At 32.8% G+C, this 17,728-nt stretch carries 16 protein-coding genes and 1 riboswitch; of the genes, 9 read left to right on the forward strand and 7 right to left on the reverse strand.

Annotated features, from left to right (window positions below):
* Nucleotides 1-261: riboswitch (cobalamin riboswitch) on the reverse strand.
* A 159-nt stretch (nucleotides 262-420) separates the two neighbouring features.
* From ACXAFS_RS10290 to ACXAFS_RS10315, 6 genes are all read left to right on the forward strand, one after another.
* Nucleotides 421-1,602, forward strand: a complete 1,182-nt coding sequence (locus ACXAFS_RS10290; RefSeq protein ID WP_475306778.1) for an ABC transporter substrate-binding protein — start codon at nucleotides 421-423, stop codon at nucleotides 1,600-1,602.
* Nucleotides 1,603-2,631: a FecCD family ABC transporter permease gene (locus ACXAFS_RS10295; RefSeq protein WP_475306779.1), complete on the forward strand. Its 1,029-nt coding sequence runs from the start codon at nucleotides 1,603-1,605 to the stop codon at nucleotides 2,629-2,631.
* The gene (locus ACXAFS_RS10300; RefSeq protein WP_475306780.1) at nucleotides 2,631-3,425 is read left to right on the forward strand and encodes an ABC transporter ATP-binding protein; all 795 of its coding nucleotides are present in this window, start codon (nucleotides 2,631-2,633) and stop codon (nucleotides 3,423-3,425) included. Before ACXAFS_RS10295 ends, ACXAFS_RS10300 begins: the two co-directional genes overlap by 1 nt.
* Nucleotides 3,426-3,499: 74 nt before the next feature.
* The gene (locus tag ACXAFS_RS10305; protein ID WP_475306781.1) at nucleotides 3,500-4,819 is read left to right on the forward strand and encodes a DNA recombination protein RmuC; all 1,320 of its coding nucleotides are present in this window, start codon (nucleotides 3,500-3,502) and stop codon (nucleotides 4,817-4,819) included.
* 12 nt (nucleotides 4,820-4,831) lie between these two features.
* A complete protein-coding gene (locus ACXAFS_RS10310; protein ID WP_475306782.1) occupies nucleotides 4,832-5,371 on the forward strand; it encodes an acyl-CoA thioesterase in 540 nt (179 codons plus the stop codon).
* An 83-nt stretch (nucleotides 5,372-5,454) separates the two neighbouring features.
* Entirely contained in the window at nucleotides 5,455-6,402 is a 948-nt protein-coding gene (locus tag ACXAFS_RS10315) for a T9SS type A sorting domain-containing protein (RefSeq protein ID WP_475306784.1), read from the forward strand.
* A 65-nt stretch (nucleotides 6,403-6,467) separates the two neighbouring features.
* On the opposite strand, the gene carB is transcribed toward ACXAFS_RS10315, so the two are convergent.
* Nucleotides 6,468-9,320, reverse strand: a complete 2,853-nt coding sequence (gene carB / locus ACXAFS_RS10320; RefSeq protein WP_475306785.1) for a carbamoyl-phosphate synthase large subunit — start codon at nucleotides 9,318-9,320, stop codon at nucleotides 6,468-6,470.
* A 98-nt stretch (nucleotides 9,321-9,418) separates the two neighbouring features.
* On the reverse strand, nucleotides 9,419-9,580 hold the full coding sequence (rpmH, locus tag ACXAFS_RS10325; protein WP_138434274.1) for a 50S ribosomal protein L34: 162 nt from the start codon (nucleotides 9,578-9,580) through the stop codon (nucleotides 9,419-9,421).
* A 167-nt stretch (nucleotides 9,581-9,747) separates the two neighbouring features.
* Here rpmH and ACXAFS_RS10330 point away from each other — a divergent pair, with 167 nt between their 5' ends.
* A complete protein-coding gene (locus ACXAFS_RS10330) occupies nucleotides 9,748-10,326 on the forward strand; it encodes a DUF2892 domain-containing protein (RefSeq protein WP_475306786.1) in 579 nt (192 codons plus the stop codon).
* 2 nt (nucleotides 10,327-10,328) lie between these two features.
* On the opposite strand, the gene cls is transcribed toward ACXAFS_RS10330, so the two are convergent.
* The 3 genes from cls to ACXAFS_RS10345 are packed head-to-tail and all read right to left on the reverse strand — an operon-like array spanning nucleotide 10,329 to nucleotide 13,429.
* On the reverse strand, nucleotides 10,329-11,777 hold the full coding sequence (gene cls, locus ACXAFS_RS10335) for a cardiolipin synthase (protein ID WP_475306788.1): 1,449 nt from the start codon (nucleotides 11,775-11,777) through the stop codon (nucleotides 10,329-10,331).
* Nucleotides 11,778-11,780: 3 nt separating this feature from the next.
* Nucleotides 11,781-12,716, reverse strand: coding sequence for a lytic transglycosylase domain-containing protein (locus tag ACXAFS_RS10340; RefSeq protein ID WP_475306789.1), 936 nt, complete (start codon nucleotides 12,714-12,716; stop codon nucleotides 11,781-11,783).
* Nucleotides 12,717-12,760: 44 nt separating this feature from the next.
* Nucleotides 12,761-13,429, reverse strand: a complete 669-nt coding sequence (locus tag ACXAFS_RS10345) for an alpha/beta hydrolase family protein (RefSeq protein ID WP_475306790.1) — start codon at nucleotides 13,427-13,429, stop codon at nucleotides 12,761-12,763.
* Between the two features lie 180 nt (nucleotides 13,430-13,609).
* Between ACXAFS_RS10345 and ACXAFS_RS10350 the strand changes: the two genes are divergently transcribed.
* Nucleotides 13,610-13,906 (forward strand): N-acetyltransferase, encoded by a 297-nt coding sequence (locus ACXAFS_RS10350; RefSeq protein WP_475306792.1) that lies wholly within the window; start codon nucleotides 13,610-13,612, stop codon nucleotides 13,904-13,906.
* Nucleotides 13,907-13,960: 54 nt separating this feature from the next.
* Here the strand turns inward: ACXAFS_RS10350 and mtaB are convergent, their stop codons facing one another.
* Complete coding sequence (mtaB, locus tag ACXAFS_RS10355; RefSeq protein ID WP_475306793.1) at nucleotides 13,961-15,292, reverse strand: tRNA (N(6)-L-threonylcarbamoyladenosine(37)-C(2))-methylthiotransferase MtaB; 1,332 nt, start codon at nucleotides 15,290-15,292, stop codon at nucleotides 13,961-13,963.
* A 45-nt stretch (nucleotides 15,293-15,337) separates the two neighbouring features.
* Here mtaB and ACXAFS_RS10360 point away from each other — a divergent pair, with 45 nt between their 5' ends.
* Nucleotides 15,338-16,948, forward strand: a complete 1,611-nt coding sequence (locus tag ACXAFS_RS10360) for an ABC transporter substrate-binding protein (protein WP_475306795.1) — start codon at nucleotides 15,338-15,340, stop codon at nucleotides 16,946-16,948.
* On the opposite strand, the gene ACXAFS_RS10365 is transcribed toward ACXAFS_RS10360, so the two are convergent.
* The gene (locus ACXAFS_RS10365) at nucleotides 16,949-17,647 is read right to left on the reverse strand and encodes a lysoplasmalogenase (RefSeq protein ID WP_475306796.1); all 699 of its coding nucleotides are present in this window, start codon (nucleotides 17,645-17,647) and stop codon (nucleotides 16,949-16,951) included.
* Nucleotides 17,648-17,728 lie beyond the last annotated feature (81 nt).

Raw genomic sequence — 17,728 nt, forward strand, 5'->3', positions numbered from 1 at the left:
ACTTCTTTGTTGAAATTGGCAGGTCTCCTGACTTATTTTTATTATTTCACCTTCCCAAGAGTGTCATTGCGAAGTTGACTTTTTTCAGTCAACTGTGGCAATCTCTCAGTGGTATTGAAGTAAATAATAACCTCTACTTTGAGGTGCCGAAACAAGTTCGGCATAAACTTACAGTTGCGGGAACAGTCTTGGATTTTCACCAAATTCCCTTTTAATTCATTCAATAAAAATTGAATAAAACCAGATTTCGTCGCAAAAATAGTGTAATCTTAAAAATTGAAAAGTTTATTCGTCTTTTTTCTTATTCATTTTATAAATAAGATAAATAAAACCAACTAAAAAATGTGCGATTATAATTCCTGCAACAATATATATGGTTAAATTTGAATCGTCTCTCATTATTGAAGTTTTTACAAAATTATGAAGAACCATAACTGCATAAAGTCACTTATGTTACATATAAAAACCTATCTAATCCTTCTGTTATTTATTATCAGTTTTTCCTGTAAAGACAATATTTCTAAAGAAGAATTACCTAACCAAGAGATTAAAACCTCAAAACTTAAATATGCTAAAGGCTTTATGTTAGAGGACTATTCTGACTATAAAGTATTAACCATAAAAAACCCTTGGCCAGAAGCAAAAAAAACATATAAATATCTTATTGCTTCTAAAGAACAGCTAGCAGTAATGACTTTTCCAAGCGATGCTTATGATGGCGTTATCACTAATACTATTGAAAAGTTGGTTGTTACCTCAACAACTCACATACCAGCATTAGAATTACTCGATGTAGAACAAACATTGGTAGGGTTTCCAGGGACAGATTACATTTCTTCTGAAAAAACCAGAAAACGTATTGATGATGCACTAGTTAGAGAACTTGGTAAGAACGAAGGTATTAATACAGAAGTGTTGTTAGAACTAAACCCAGACGTTGTTATCGGATTTGGCGTAGATGGAGTAAACAAAACTTTTGAAACTATTAAAAAATCTGGTATTCCGGTAATTTATAATGGTGATTGGGTAGAGTCTTCAGCTTTAGCTAAGGCGGAATGGATAAAGTTTTTTGGAGTACTGTTCAATAAAGAAAAAGAAGCAGATTCTATTTTTAATAACATTGAAAGCGACTATTTAGAGGCTAAAAAAATAGCTGCTAAAGCGAAAAAACAACCAACTGTTCTAAGTGGTGCAATGCATAAAGACGTATGGTATTTACCAAATGGCTCTAGTCCAGAAGCACAATTTTTAAAAGATGCTAATGTTAATTACTTATGGAGTGATACCTCTGGAAACGGAAGTTTAGCACTAAGCTTTGAAGTTGTTTTAGAAAAAGCTCAGCATGCTGATATTTGGTTAAGCCCATCCTACTATTCAAGCTATGAACAGCTTGAAGAAGCTAGTGAGCTATATACCAACTTTGATGCATTTAAGAATAAGTCAATTTATTCATTTTCAAATACTACTGGTGCTACAGGTGGCGTTTTATATTATGAATTAGGAACTGCAAGACCAGATTTGGTTTTAAAAGATCTTATTAAAATATGTCACCCTAATCTATTAAAACAATATACTCCTCATTTCTTTAAACCTCTTAACTAATTGCATAAATCCCAAACATATCAATTTCAGTATGCATTACTTGTAGTAATACTTATTGCCTGCTTTTTTATTAATATTAGTTTAGGTTCTGTAAATATCCCTTTAAGGAGTATAATTGGTAGTCTGTTTGGCAATATTGATAACACAACATGGGACGTTATAATTACCAATTACAGGTTACCTAAAGCTGTAACATCAATTTTAGTTGGCTCTGGACTTGGAATTTCAGGGTTGTTAATGCAAACCTTATTTAGAAATCCTTTAGCAGGTCCTTTTGTTTTAGGTATTACGTCTGGTGCTAGTTTAGGTGTTGCCTTAATAATTTTAGGGTCTGGTTTATTTGGTTGTTTCTTCGCTACAGCCTTAATCTCAAAATGGAGTATTGTCATTGCAGCCAGTCTTGGTAGTTTCCTGGTATTATTAGCCGTTTTAGCTGTGTCACATAAAGTTAGAGATACTATGGCCATACTTATTATAGGATTAATGTTTGGAAGCATTACTGCTGCAGTAGTAAGTGTCTTATCGTATTTTAGTTCTGCTGAGCAATTACAACAATACGTTTTTTGGGGTTTTGGTAGCTTAAGTAATTTATCTTGGAGGGAACTAGGCGTTTTCTTCTTAATATATTTCGTTGGTATGATTTTGAGTATTATGTCAATAAAGTCATTGAATAGCTTATTACTGGGTGAAAATTATGCCAAAAGTTTAGGTATTAACCTAAAACAAAGTCGGTTTATAATTATACTAGCTACAAGTTTAATTGCAGGAACCATTACAGCATTTGCAGGTCCAATTGCTTTTATTGGCTTGGCTATTCCGCATTTAACACGTCAGATTTTTAAAACCTCTAATCACAAAATTCTATTACCAGCGGTATTTTTGTTTGGTGCTATTACAATGCTTATTTGCGATAGTATAGCACAGGTTCCTGGTAGCGATTACACTTTACCTATTAATGCCATAACCGCTTTGGTTGGTGCACCTGTTGTGATTTGGCTGTTAGTTAGGCAACGTAAAATGATGTTTTAATGCCAGAAGAAAAGAAAAATACCATCCTAAAAGCCAAAAACCTATCCATTGGTTACAAAACCAATAAGGGAGAAGCAGTCATTTCTCAAAATATCAATTTTGAATTAGAAAAAGGACAACTTATTGGTTTGGTTGGTGCAAATGGTATTGGTAAATCAACACTTTTAAGAACGCTCATTAAAGTTCAACCCGCACTATCTGGAACAGTACTTTTAAATGATACAGATTTAAAAACGATATCCTCTTTAGACCTAGCCAAACAACTAAGTATTGTTTTAACCGAAGCATTAACTTCAAAAAACCTCTCTGTATACGAACTCATTGCATTGGGAAGACATCCTTACACCAATTGGGTAGGCAATTTAACTTCAAAAGATATTGAGATCGTTGAAAATGCTTTTAAGCTAGTTAATATTTCAGAACTTAGAAACAAAAAATGCTATGAGCTAAGTGATGGACAACTACAAAAAGTAATGATTGCACGTGCCTTAGCACAAGACACAGATATTATTGTTTTGGATGAACCCACTACGCATTTAGACATGTATCACAAAGCGTATATTTTAAAATTGCTTCAAAAATTAACTAAAGAAACAGGTAAAACCATTTTGTTTTCGTCTCACGAAATTGACTTAGCCATTCAACTTTGTGACACCATGATTGTAATGCAAAAAGAAAATGTTGTTTATGATCAACCATGCAATCTTATTTCTCAAGGTGTTTTTGAATCCCTTTTTCCTGATGATTTAATTTCTTTTGATAATACATCTGGAAGTTTTAGGGTAAAGAAATAGTCTTTTGATCTCCAAGCTTCATGCTATTTACTTCATACTAAAAATGTATCTTTGATAAATTCTCTTTTACAAACATGAACGACACACTTATTCTCTTAATTGCCATTATTATTTCTGCCATTGTTGGTGCTTACCTTGGTATGCTTTTTACAAAACTAAAAAGCAAAAGCGAGCAAAGTACTTTAGAAGAACGTCAAAGTCAATTAAGTATAACTATTAATGACCTCAAACAAAATATTTCTAAAATTGAATCTGAACGCGAAGAAATTAGAAGAGAAAAAGAGTTTTTAAATGCAGAATTATCTCGAAAAAATACCGAGTACGAGAATCTTCAAGAACAAAACTTAAAACGAGACGAAGAACTTGCCAAACAACAAGAACAACTGAGAAAAGATTTTGAATTGATGGCTTCTAAAATTCTAGATGAGAAGTCCGAAAAGTTCACCATTCAGAATAAAGAGAACATTAAAAACATTCTTAATCCTTTAGAAGAAAAGATTAAAACCTTTGAAAAGAAAGTCGAGGATTCTCAAAAGGAAAGCATAAGTATGCATTCGGCTTTGAAAGAGCAATTATTAGGTCTAAAAGATCTCAACCAACAAATGGCAAAAGAAGCAACCAACCTAACAAAAGCTTTAAAAGGAGATAGTAAAACTCAAGGAAATTGGGGAGAATTAGTGCTAGAGCGTGTTTTAGAAAAATCTGGTTTAGAAAAAGACCGTGAATATTTTGTACAACAAAACTTTCAGCGAGAAGATGGTTCACGTGTTATGCCAGATGTAGTATTACACCTTCCTGATAACAAAAAGATGATAATTGATTCTAAGGTATCTTTAACCGATTATGAACGTATGGTTAATGCCGACGATGAAGAACGCTTAATTCATTTAAAATCTCATGTTAACTCTATAAAAAAACACGTAGATCAGCTATCGGCTAAAAACTATCAGGATTTATATGATATCGAGTCTCCTGATTTTGTATTAATGTTTATCCCAATAGAACCTGCTTTTGCAGTTGCCATAAACGAAGATAACACATTATACAACAAAGCTTTTGAGCAGAATATCGTTATTGTTACACCTTCTACCCTTTTGGCTACATTACGTACCATTGATACCATGTGGAACAACGAAAAGCAACAACAAAATGCTATAGAAATTGCCAAACAAGCTGGCGCACTATACGATAAATTTGAAGGTTTAGTGTCTGACTTAACTGGTGTTGGTAAAAAGATTGATGCTGCCAAGAGCGACTACTCTGCTGCGATGAATAAATTAGTTGAAGGTAAAGGCAACCTTATTTCTAGAGTTGAAAAAATCAAGAAAATGGGTGCTAAAGCCAAAAAAGCACTTCCTGAAAGTATTATCAAAAGAGCTTCAGAAGATTTATAAAAACTATTTTATATGTACAAAACAGTAGACGCCTCAAGAATACAGATTTCTCAATTAATGTTACCATCACATTCTAATTTTAGCGGAAAAATTCATGGTGGTTATATCTTAAATCTGATGGATCAAATTGCATTTGCTTGTGCCTCAAAACATTCTGGTGCTTATTGTGTTACCGCTTCTGTAGATACTGTCGATTTTATAAATCCTATTGAAGTTGGTGAATTAGTAACCATGAAAGCTTCTGTTAATTATGTAGGCAGAACATCAATGGTTATTGGCATTAGAGTAGAATCTGAAAATATTCAAAATGGTGAAATTAAACATTGTAATTCGTCTTACTTTACCTTGGTTGCTAAAGATGATGACGGAAAACCAAAAGAAGTGCCTGGTATAATTATAAATGATGAAACTGAAATAAAACGCTTTCTAAAAGCAATTAAACGTATTGAAACTAAAAAACAGAGGCAGGAAGAGTTTAATCATAGTAACTTTTCAATTGAAAATTATTTAGACATTTTGAAACATTATCGTGTTAAATTTGAAGGTATTTGACTTCTAATTTTAGGTTAATATTACTTGATTATTCGATTTATATTAATAACTTTGATCTGAGTATACCTTATACCCAAATGTCTATGAAAAAAAAATTACATTTTAATTCTATATTATCTGCTTTATTTGTGATGGTCTTTGCTATTGTAAATGCCCAAACAACAACAGACTTTAATCCAGATAAATACAACACCATATACGAAACTGAATCTGATAACTTGAGTAATGGTTCTGGGAGCTATATGTTTGCTGGTAATACTTTCCAAGCAGAAAGTGATAATGGAAGACGCGGCTTAATTAGTTTTGATTTATCATCAATACCTACAAATGCTACTATTACTGATGCCAGCCTTACGCTTTTTATGTCTAGATCTATTTCTGGTGCTGCTGATGTAAGCTTACACAAAGCAACCAGCGATTGGGGACAAGGAAGTTCTGACGCACCAGGTCAAGAAGGAGCAGGAACTACTTCTACTGAAGGTGATGCAAGTTGGTTTTGTAGTTTTAGTAGTGGAGCAACCGGATGCGACACTGCATGGACAACTACTGGTGGTGATTTTGACAGTACTGCTAGTGCAACGGTTTCTGTTGCAGGTATTGGAAACTATACATGGAATTCAGCTACATTACTATCTGATGTACAAGGTTGGATAAGTACACCAAGTACCAATCTAGGATGGTTTCTTATTGGAGATGAAACAACTACATCTGCTAAAAGATTTGATGCATCAACTGGAACAATACCAGTTTTACAAGTAACATACACTACACTTGGTAACGAAGAATTTACCCTAAGTGACGATTTTTCTATCAGTCCAAATCCAAGTAGCTCTAATATTCGTCTTGTTTTACCGAGCTCTGTAGAAAATAACGTTAAAGTACAAGTATATGACGTATTAGGAAAAAAGATATACACGTCATCTTATCAAGTGAATTCAAAAATAAATGTCTCTAATTGGGCATCTGGTGTATACTTATTTAAAGTATCATTTGGTGATAGCGTTGTTACTAAACGATTTGTAAAAAGCTAAACCATAAATTAAATAAAAAATAAAAGGCGCGATTATAATCGCGCCTTTTATTTTTTGTTATACTTCTACTTACTCAAATACATTTTGCGTCTTGAGTATAAATCGTAGAATTCATCTTCTTTAAGACTTTCTATGAATAAAATACTTTCACCTGTACTCTTCATTTCTGGTCCTAATTTCTTATTTACATTAGGGAATTTGTTGAATGAAAATACTGGTTGCTTAATTGCATAACCTTCTAATTGTGGATTAAAGTCAAAATCGGTTACCTTCTTCTCACCTAGCATTACTTTAGTTGCATAATTAACATAAGGCTCTTTATAAGCTTTTGCAATAAATGGTACTGTACGCGATGCTCTAGGATTTGCTTCAATAATGTAAACCGTATCATCTTTGATTGCAAACTGAATATTGATTAGACCAACAGTATTAAGTGCTAATGCAATTTTCTTAGTGTGGTCTTTTATTTGCTGCATTACAAACTCACCTAGATTGAATGGTGGCAATGTTGCATTACTATCTCCAGAGTGAATACCACAAGGCTCAATGTGTTCCATTATACCTATAATGTAAACATTTTCGCCATCACAAATCGCATCAGCCTCCGCTTCAATTGCACCATCCAAATAATGATCTAAAAGCAATTTGTTTCCTGGTATAGACTTTAAAAGATCAATAACGTGCTCTTCAAGCTCTTGCTTGTTAATTACAATCTTCATGCCTTGTCCACCAAGTACATAAGAAGGTCTTACCAAAATAGGAAAATCTAATACATCTGCAATTGCTAAAGCTTCATCTGCTGTCTCTGCAACATCAAATTTTGGATAAGGAATATTGTTTTCTTTTAATAAAGTTGAAAAACTCCCTCTATCTTCCGCTAAATCTAAAGACTGGAAACTTGTTCCCATAATCTTAACACCGTAACGTTCTAATTTTTCTGCTAGCTTTAAAGCGGTTTGTCCACCAAGCTGTACTATAACACCTTCTGGTTTTTCATGCTGAATAATATCATAGATATGCTCCCAGAATACAGGTTCAAAATATAATTTGTCTGCAATATCAAAATCTGTAGAAACAGTTTCTGGGTTACAGTTAATCATGATGGTTTCGTAACCACATTCTGAAGCAGCTAGTACACCATGCACACAACAATAATCGAACTCAATACCTTGACCTATACGGTTTGGACCAGAGCCCAATACAATGATTTTCTTCTTATCTGTAACAACACTTTCATTAGCTACAGAAACTTGCCCATCTGCAGTTTCTACTTCACTCTCAAATGTAGAATAGTAATATGGAGTTTGTGCCTTAAACTCAGCAGCACAAGTATCTACAAGTTTGTAAACACGGTTTATTTTAAGTTCTCTACGCTTATTATAAACCTGACTCTCTAAACATTTAAGCATATGAGCAATTTGTCTGTCGCCATAACCCTTTTGCTTTGCCTCTAGTAATAATTCTCTATCTATTGAGTCTATTGTATATTTTGAAATTTCTTTTTCTAATTGGAATAACTCTTCGTATTGCTTTAAGAACCACATGTCTATTTTAGTGATTTCGTGAATACGACTTAATGGAATTCCCATTTGTATAGCATCATATAACACAAACACACGATCCCAACTAGCATTAGTAAGCTTGTCTATAATTTGATCGTAGTTCTTATAACCTTTTCCATCTGCACCTAAACCATTACGTTTTATTTCTAACGATTGTGTAGCCTTATGTAATGCTTCTTGGAACGAACGTCCAATTCCCATCACCTCACCTACTGCTTTCATTTGAAGACCTAAAGTTCTGTCTGATCCTTCAAACTTATCAAAATTCCAACGTGGTATTTTTACAATGACGTAATCTAAGGTTGGCTCAAATAATGCAGATGTAGATTTAGTAATCTGATTACTTAACTCATCTAATGTATAACCTAAAGCTAATTTTGCAGCTATTTTTGCAATTGGATAACCTGTTGCCTTACTCGCTAATGCCGAAGAACGCGATACACGTGGATTAATCTCAATAGCAATTATTTCTTCTTCTTCATCTGGGCTAACAGCAAACTGTACGTTACAACCACCTGCAAAATCTCCAATACTACGCATCATATGAATTGCCATATCACGCATTTTTTGGAATGTCTTATCAGATAAGGTCATTGCTGGTGCTACCGTTATAGAGTCACCAGTATGAATACCCATTGGGTCCATATTCTCTATAGTACAGATAATGACTACGTTGTCATTTTTGTCTCTAAGAAGCTCTAACTCGTACTCTTTCCATCCCATCATGGCTTTATCAATCATCACCTCATGTATTGGTGAAATTTCTAAACCTCTGGTTAAGGCCTCATCAAACTCTTTTTCGTCATATACGATTGAAGCACCAGCTCCACCAAGAGTAAAAGAAGCTCTAATACATAAAGGAAAACCAAATTCTTGTGCTATTTCTTTTCCTTTTAGAAATGATGTTGCTGTAGCTTGAGGTGCCATACCAACACCAATCTCCAACATTAACTCTCTAAACTTCTCTCTATCTTCAGTAATATTGATGGCATCGATGTTTACACCAATAATTTCTACACCAAAATCTTCCCAAATTCCTTTTTCATCAGCTTCAATACAAAGGTTCAATGCAGTTTGCCCACCCATTGTTGGTAATACAGCATCAATTTGTGGGTGCTCTTTTAAAATCTTAATTATAGATTTTGTTGTTAATGGCAACAAGTAAACATGATCTGCCATTGTAGGATCTGTCATGATTGTGGCAGGATTAGAATTGATGAGAATCGTTTCTATTCCATCTTCCCTTAAAGATCGAAGGGCTTGAGACCCAGAGTAATCAAACTCGCAAGCTTGACCAATAATTATTGGACCAGAACCAATTAATAATATAGATTTAATGTTTTTGTTTTTAGGCATGGGATTGTCTTTTGGTTTGCAAAAATAAATATCAATAGGGTACAAAAAAAGGCGTTACACCTAAGTAACACCTTTAAAATATTAACAATTGTTAATCATTATTTTTTATGTCTTAATTCTGAAGATACAGACAATTTCTTTCTTCCTTTAGCTCTTCTGCGTGCTAAAACTTTTCTTCCGTTAACAGAAGCCATTCTTTCTCTGAAACCGTGCTTGTTTCTTCTCTTTCTTTTTGACGGTTGAAACGTTCTTTTTGGCATTGTCTTATATTTTTAAAATCCTGAATTCTTTATTTAGTCGTCGATAAAGGTTCTTTCAAAAACCGGGTGCAAATATACAACAAGTTTTTGCTTTAGCAAGTACTATTTTCAAAAAAATTTTATTTGTTTTTATTACCTTTGCTCACTTCAATATTTAAACCTAAAAAATGTTCAATAAAAATATAAAATTAGTAATAGCCGCATTAATTATTGGGTATGCCATATATCAATTCGTTGAAGGATATATTGGTAATGGCATAATGTATTTATTACTCTCTACCATATTTATTTTCCTTTATTTTAAAAATGAAATGATTCTTTTAGCCTTTTTTAAACTGCGAAAGCAAGATTTTGCTGGTGCTAAAAAATGGTTAGACAAAATTAAGAATCCTGAAGCTGCTCTAGTAAAAAAGCAACAAGGTTATTTAAATTATCTCAATGGCATTATGGTCTCTCAGACCAATATGAATGAAGCTGAGAAATACTTTAAAAAAGCAATTAATTTAGGCTTGTCTATGGATCATGATTTGGCAATGGCTAAATTAAATTTAGCTGGTATTGCTTTTTCTAAACGTAGAAAACAAGAAGCTCAAAAATTATTATCGGAAGCGGAAAAGCTCGATAAGCGCGATATGCTTGCTGATCAGATAAAAATGATGAAGCAACAAATGAAAAAAGCATCTATACCAAGACAACATTACGGACAGCCAACTTCTGCCAGACAAAACAGAAGAAGTAGAAGGTAATATTACAATAATGGTGCTGCTAAGCGTGCTAAAGCTTCAATGAGCTTGGTTCGCTTAGATCTTTTTTTCCAAGTACTAAGTTCTAACTGAGTTGTATGCTCTAAATCTGTATTAAATATTTGATTTAGTTGGTTTGCAAAAGGTTTGTTGTAAACTAACGCATTGACCTCAAAATTTATATTAAAACTTCTGTAGTCCATATTTGCTGTACCAACAGTGCTAAAGACATCATCTATAACAATGGTTTTGGCATGTACAAATCCCTTGGTGTATTGATAAACCTCTACTCCTGCTTCGAGTAATTTTTCTAGATAGGAATTGGTAGCATATTCCGCAATCCAAGAATCTGATTTTTTTGGCACAATAAGTTTTACTTCAATATTGCTCCTTGCAGCGACTTGCAAAGCTGTTACAATTTCATCATTAGGAATAAAATAAGGTGTTGTTATATGTATATACTCTTCTGCATTGGTTATGGCCACAAAAATAGATTCCATAATATTAGACCAATCTGTATCTGGCCCACTTGCCGCTATTTGTAGAGCAACATTATCTTTACAATTGTTCTCTGGAAAGTATTCTTTAGAAATATTTACATCACCATCACTTACAAAGTCCCAAGTGGTAAAAAATAAAATCTGAAGCTGTCTTACTGCTTCACCGACTATTCTAATATGTGTATCTCTCCAATATCTGGTATTGTTTGAGTTAACATAGTTATCGGAAATATTAATACCACCAACATAGCCTACTTTACCATCAATAATAGCAATCTTTCTGTGATCGCGATAGTTCATCTTTCCTGTAAACCTTGAAAATAATACAGGCATAAATTTGTGAAGCACTACACCACTTTTTTTAAGACTACGCTTCATTTTAGATGAAATTGCACTACCAACATCATCTATAACCATTCTTACCTTTATACCTTCTTCAGCTTTTTTGCATAAAATATCTAAAAAGCGTGAGCCTATAGTGTCGTCTTTAACTATAAAGTATTCTATATGAATATGGTGCTTTGCATTATTTAAGTCTTTAAACAACAATTCCATTTTATCATCACCATCTTTTATGAGTTCAATTTCATTTTTTACAGTGAGTTTAGATTTTTCGCTGTTGTATAAAAGTCTAATAAGTTTTGATTTCTCTTCTAATAATTCATCAACACTTTCAATGGTTTTAGTATCTAATTCTAATTCATCTTGAATTTGTTTTACAACCGATTGATTTAAAACATGCTTACGATTAAAAATTTTTGATTTACGATATTCTTGCCCAAACAAGTAATAAACAATAAGGCCTACAAAAGGAAAAACCAACAAGACTATAATGTAACTTAAAGTCTTTGTTGGATTTATTTTTTTGAAAAGAATTGTAATAACAGCAGATATGGCTAAGACATAATTGAGTCCTATGAGAATTTGCCAAATATGTTCTTTAAAATATTCCAAAGATTAAGGCTGTACAGTGTAGTAACCTTCTTTAGGAATTTCTATAGTATACAATTTTCGAGTTTTATTGTTAAGATGTGCTTCTCTTAACCAAGGATTATGAATCTTTAGTATTTTGTAATTAATCCCAAATCGTTTTGCAAACTGTGAAAAATCAGTAACTGCAGTATCTACTTCTACTTTATATGTTGGTATGAATTTGTATAAATCACTCTTGTTGAAATTAAATCCGTACTTAGAAGGATTATTTAAAATTTCTTTTAACGCTACAATTCTAAACATATAACGACCTGTTTCTTCACTAAGTAATAAGTCATAATAGTTATTCACACCTTGATCTTTTAAGCGCCTTGAAATCCCAGCATTACCTGCATTATAAGCTGCAGCAGCTAATGTCCAAGATCCTAATTGTTCTTTTGCTTTCTTTAAATATCTACAAGCGACCTCTGTTGCCATTTCTAAGTTATAACGCTCATCAACATTAGAGTTTACTTCTAATCCATTTTCTCTGCCAGTAGCTTTCATAATCTGCCAAAAACCCCTTGCACCAGCTGGAGAAACTGCATTTGTTAAACCACTTTCTATAACTGCCAAATACTTAAAATCATCTGGCACTCCATTCTTTTTGAGGATTGGCTCTATAACAGGAAAATACTTTTGTGCACGTTTAAACATTAACAAACCATTAGATTGCCAATAGGTATTGACTAAAAGCTCTCTATCCATTCGCTCATAAATGTCTGGATTTTCAACAGGTACCATTTCTCCTGCAAAGTTTAAGCCTTCTGGCATTTCTAAGGCATAGACGTTATAATCGTTAACTAAAGGATCTTCTTTACCAATAGTTTCATCTGAAGGTGCTTTCTGCATAGAAAAAATAAATAATCCCGATACGCACACAAGCCCTACAGCCGCTAATATATTTTTTAAAGTCTTCATACAATTAATATTTTTTATAAATGTAAGTAATCTGTTGAACTCTTTCAAATACCAGACTCTATAAGTTTTGGTAAATTTTCGTTAAACCATTTATATTTATTTATTATCATAATATGTGTTCCGCCTTTGATAATGATACAGTTACCTGAGCAGGAATGTGGAAATACCATATCCTTATCTCCATGAATATAAATAGCATCAGGATGCGGTTCTTCTTGTTCCCAACATACTACTTGTTTAATGGCCCAATCTAGATATACAGTATCATTTACCGATAGATATTTTTTATACAAGTCCACACGTTTTTTAATCGTTTCTCCTAAGGCGTATTTTGCCAAAAGGTCAATATTACCTACTAATCGCGTTGGTAAAATCTTATAGGCTTTGGTATATTTTAGCAGTTTTAAACGCTTTGGTAGCTCGTGATGAGATTTTACGCTAGACACAACAAAAAGCCGTTTAAGATTTAAAAACTTACTCATTTCTTGCACTAACATTCCACCAAATGAAACACCTAATAAAACTGAATTATCATATTCAATAAATTTACACATGCGTTTAGCATAGTCCTCTAAAGTTTCATCTTTATTAGGTATTTGCCATTCTAACCAATGAATTTTATAGTGGTCTTCGGGTAGTTTTATATGTTCAAAAATTGATGGATTAGCTGCCATTCCTGGCATTAAATAAACATGTGTAATATCTGAGGTCATAACAATACTTTACTGTATAAATTTAAATTGATACTTACATCTAAAGTTTTAAAGACTTATAATTTAACGTTTTAACAACCTTAACTTAAAACTTACGTCGATTTTTTGTACCTTTGCACTGCAAAACTATATCAAATATAGTATCTACTTGCCAACCGCTAACTTAAAACAAAGAAAATTATGACTGAAACTGCTGAATTGATTGATAATGACTTTCTGCGTCAATACGAATTAAAGGTTGAAGATGATATGGCTGTTATAGAGTATTCTTTGCAAGAACGCAAAATATTCTTGACCAAAATGGTGATTCCTTCATCTATCAAATCTATTGAATTTGAAAAAGAGTTTTTGGCAATGGTGTTTGATGATATTAAAGAAAGAAACATCAGTGTAGTACCAACTAGTCCTGAAATTGCAAAATTTGTAAGAAGTAATAGAAAATATAAGCGCATGCTACCTGTTGGTATCCGCATATAATTTGAAAAAGAAATAGTAAAAATAAAAACCGAAACGCATCAGTTTCGGTTTTTTTTATGTAGTAAGCTCTTTAACAAAATCAAACCTTACCAGTCCATCTTCATCTATTTTGGTCAACTCTACTTCGTGTAGAGTATTAACCAATTCTGGATTCCAAGGTGCTTTGACTTTTACATAGTTTTCGGTAAAGCCATGAATGTAGCCTTCTTTATTTTCACCTTCAAACAAAACGGTTCTTTCAGTACCTAATTGTTTCTCGTAAAAAGCTCTTCTTTTTTTAGCAGAAAGACCTCGAAGCATTTTGCTACGCTTTGATCTAATATTTTTAGGCACTACTCCATCCATACTTGCAGCTTCAGTATTATCGCGCTCAGAGTAAGTAAATACATGTAGATACGATATGTCTAACTCATTTAAGAAGTTATAAGTTTCTAAAAAATGGTCATCTGTTTCACCTGGAAAACCAACAATGACATCAACACCAATACAAGCGTGTGGCATCACTTCCTTTATTTTTGAAACACGATCTACATACAACTCTCGCATGTAACGACGTTTCATCTTTTTTAGAATATCGTTGCTACCACTTTGTAATGGCACATGAAAATGAGGAACAAATGCTCGAGATTTTGAAACCAATTCTATGGTTTCATTCTTCAATAAATTAGGCTCTATAGAGGAAATTCTTAAACGCTCAATACCTTCTACTTTATCTAATTCGGTAACCAAATCTAAGAAAGTATGCTCGTGCTTTTTGTTTCCAAATTCACCCTTACCATAATCACCGATATTGACACCTGTTAAGACGATTTCTTTTATGTTTTGCTCAGAGATTTCACGAGCGTTTTTAAGAACATTGTCCATAGTATCACTTCGAGAAATCCCTCTTGCTAGTGGAATTGTGCAATAAGTACATTTGTAATCGCAACCGTCTTGCACCTTTAGAAATGCTCTGGTTCTATCACCAATTGAATAACTACCTACATAAAAGTCGGCTTCCTGTATTTCACAACTGTGTACCTCTCCAAAATCATTTTTGGTTAAATCGTTTAGATAATCGGTAATTTTAAACTTTTCTGTTGCACCCAATACCAAATCTACTCCATCAACATCCGCAAGTTCTTCTGGTTTTAGCTGAGCGTAGCAACCTATTGCAGCCACAAACGCATCTGGATTTACCTTTTGCGCTTGCTTTACTATAGTCTTAAAACGCTTGTCTGCATTCTCTGTTACAGAACACGTATTAATCACATAAATATCAGCTTCTTCACTAAAGTCTACACGTGCAAAACCTTCGTCTTTAAAACTTCTTGCTATTGTAGAAGTTTCAGAGAAGTTAAGCTTACAACCTAAAGTATAAAATGCGACTTTTTTAGTTGGGTTCATTCTTGTATTTTTACCAAGTTGGCAAATTTACAACATATTAATTAGATGCAAAAACCTAGTAAAACCCTATTATTCAAACTCTTATTTTTAAGTATTACCTTGTTTTCGTGTTCATCTAAAGAGAATGAAAATAATGACCGATTGGTTTTTAGGTACAATGAGCATAAAAACATAGGCTCTTTAGATCCTGCTTTTTCAAAAGACAATGCAGATATTTGGGCGACACATCAATTATTTAATGGTTTGGTACAAATGGATGACCAACTCAATGTAAAACCTTGTATTGCTAAAAACTGGGTGGTTACTGACAGTGCCAAAACTTACAGCTTTACCCTTAGAAAAGATGTGTATTTCCATAAACACCACTTGTTTAGTAAAGACTCAACAAGAACAGTTAATGCATCTGATTTTGAATATAGTTTTAACAGACTTAAAGACGAAAAACTAGCTTCACCTGGAAGTTGGGTTCTTAAAAAAGTAGAAAGCTACACTGCTTTAAATGATTCTACATTTCAGATTAAATTAAAGCAACCTTTTCCTGCATTTTTAGGGCTACTCACCATGAAATATTGTTCTGTGGTTCCTAAAGAAATTGTGGAACATTATGGTAGTGATTTTAGATCTAACCCTATTGGCACTGGTCCTTTTAAATTTAAGCGCTGGGAAGAAAATGTAAAGCTGGTTTTTAGACGCAATAACAATTATTTTGAAACCGACAAAAAGGGAAAACAACTACCATATCTTGAAGCCGTAGCTATTACATTTTTACCAGATAAGCAAAGTGAATTTTTACAATTTGCTCAAGGCAATATCGATTTTGTTTCTGGTTTGGATGCCTCATATAAGGATGAAATTTTAACCGCTGAAGGCAAACTCAGAAAGCTTTACGCTGATGACGTAAATATGATTAGAGGTCCTTATCTCAACACTGAATATCTAGCATTCTTTATGGAAACTGAGGTTGAAGAAATTCAGGCTTTAAAATTAAGACAAGCTATTAATCTTGGTTTTGACAGAACCAAGATGATTACTTATTTGCGAAACGGCATTGGTATACCTGCAACTGGTGGCTTTATCCCAAAAGGATTACCCGGTTTTGATGATACTATCGGTTTTACCTATCAACCCGAAAAAGCAAAACAATTAGTTTTAGAATTTAAATCTGAAACTGGTATCCAAAATCCAGAAGTGACCTTAACAACTACGAGCAACTATTTAAGTTTTTGTGAATTTATTCAACGTGAAATTCAGAAAATTGGTATTAATGTTAATGTGGATGTAATTCCTGCTTCGAGTTTAAAAGACGCTAAGGCTAACGGTCAACTCGATTTTTTTAGAGCGAGTTGGGTTGCCGATTATCCTGATGCTGAAAATTACCTATCACTTTATTACAGTAAGAACTTTGCGCCAAATGGACCAAATTACACACATTATTCTAGTAAAGAATTTGACACGATATACGAAGCCTCCTACCTAGAAACAGATCCAGAAATTAGAGCTAATCTTTATACTAAAATGGATTCTTTGGTAATGAGTACAGCACCTGTAGTACCTATGTTTTATGACGAAGTAGTACGTTTTACTAGAAAAGAGGTAAAAGGATTAGGGATAAATGCTACTAATTTGTTGGAATTAAAATCCGTTTATAAAAATTGATTATTTATCAAAAATTAAAGTATTATTCTCCCTTACTATACCAATTACAATAAAATATTGAGACAAACCATAAAAAAACATAATTGTAACTTTATGGTAAGCCATATCTGGCATATAGAATTCTTGTAAAACAGCAATGGTATCACTAATAATAGTAAATGCTATACCTATTAAAACAAGGATATAACTACTAAAATTAACTTCATCCTTCCTTAAAAAGGAAAACATAGTTACTATAAGACATGAGAATAAATAAACCATAACTGGTATGAAAAAATTGCCGAGATTATCATAGATAAGATTCATTAAAACCAGCATAAACCCAAAACAAAGTATAATGAATGGTAACAAACTTGATAGTTTAAAATCTTTTTGATTAGAAAACCTCAATGCATAAAATAATTTTCCTAGCACAAAAAACCCCATTCCAATGATATACAACGTATAATTTTGGTACAATAACAGAAAGATGTCACCCAATAGAAAACTAAAAAGTGCTAAGTTCATGAAAATAAGCCGTTTTTTTATTACTTCTTTCTGATTTAAGAAATAATAAATAATCAAAGAAGTCATTACAAGAGTTTTTGTAATAAAACGATAAGATATTCCTTCAAAACTTGATTTGACGAATATATCAATCAACAAAATTGAAAAAAATAATATTGAAAAATATAAAGTATTTGAGAATAACTTATACACTAGACATCTAGATATTAGATTCTAATATATTATTTTTTTAGGATTGAACAGTTCTAAATAATTTCTATAGTTAAGATTAAT

It is taken from the genome of Winogradskyella sp. ABM4_392 (genome assembly GCF_056160445.1).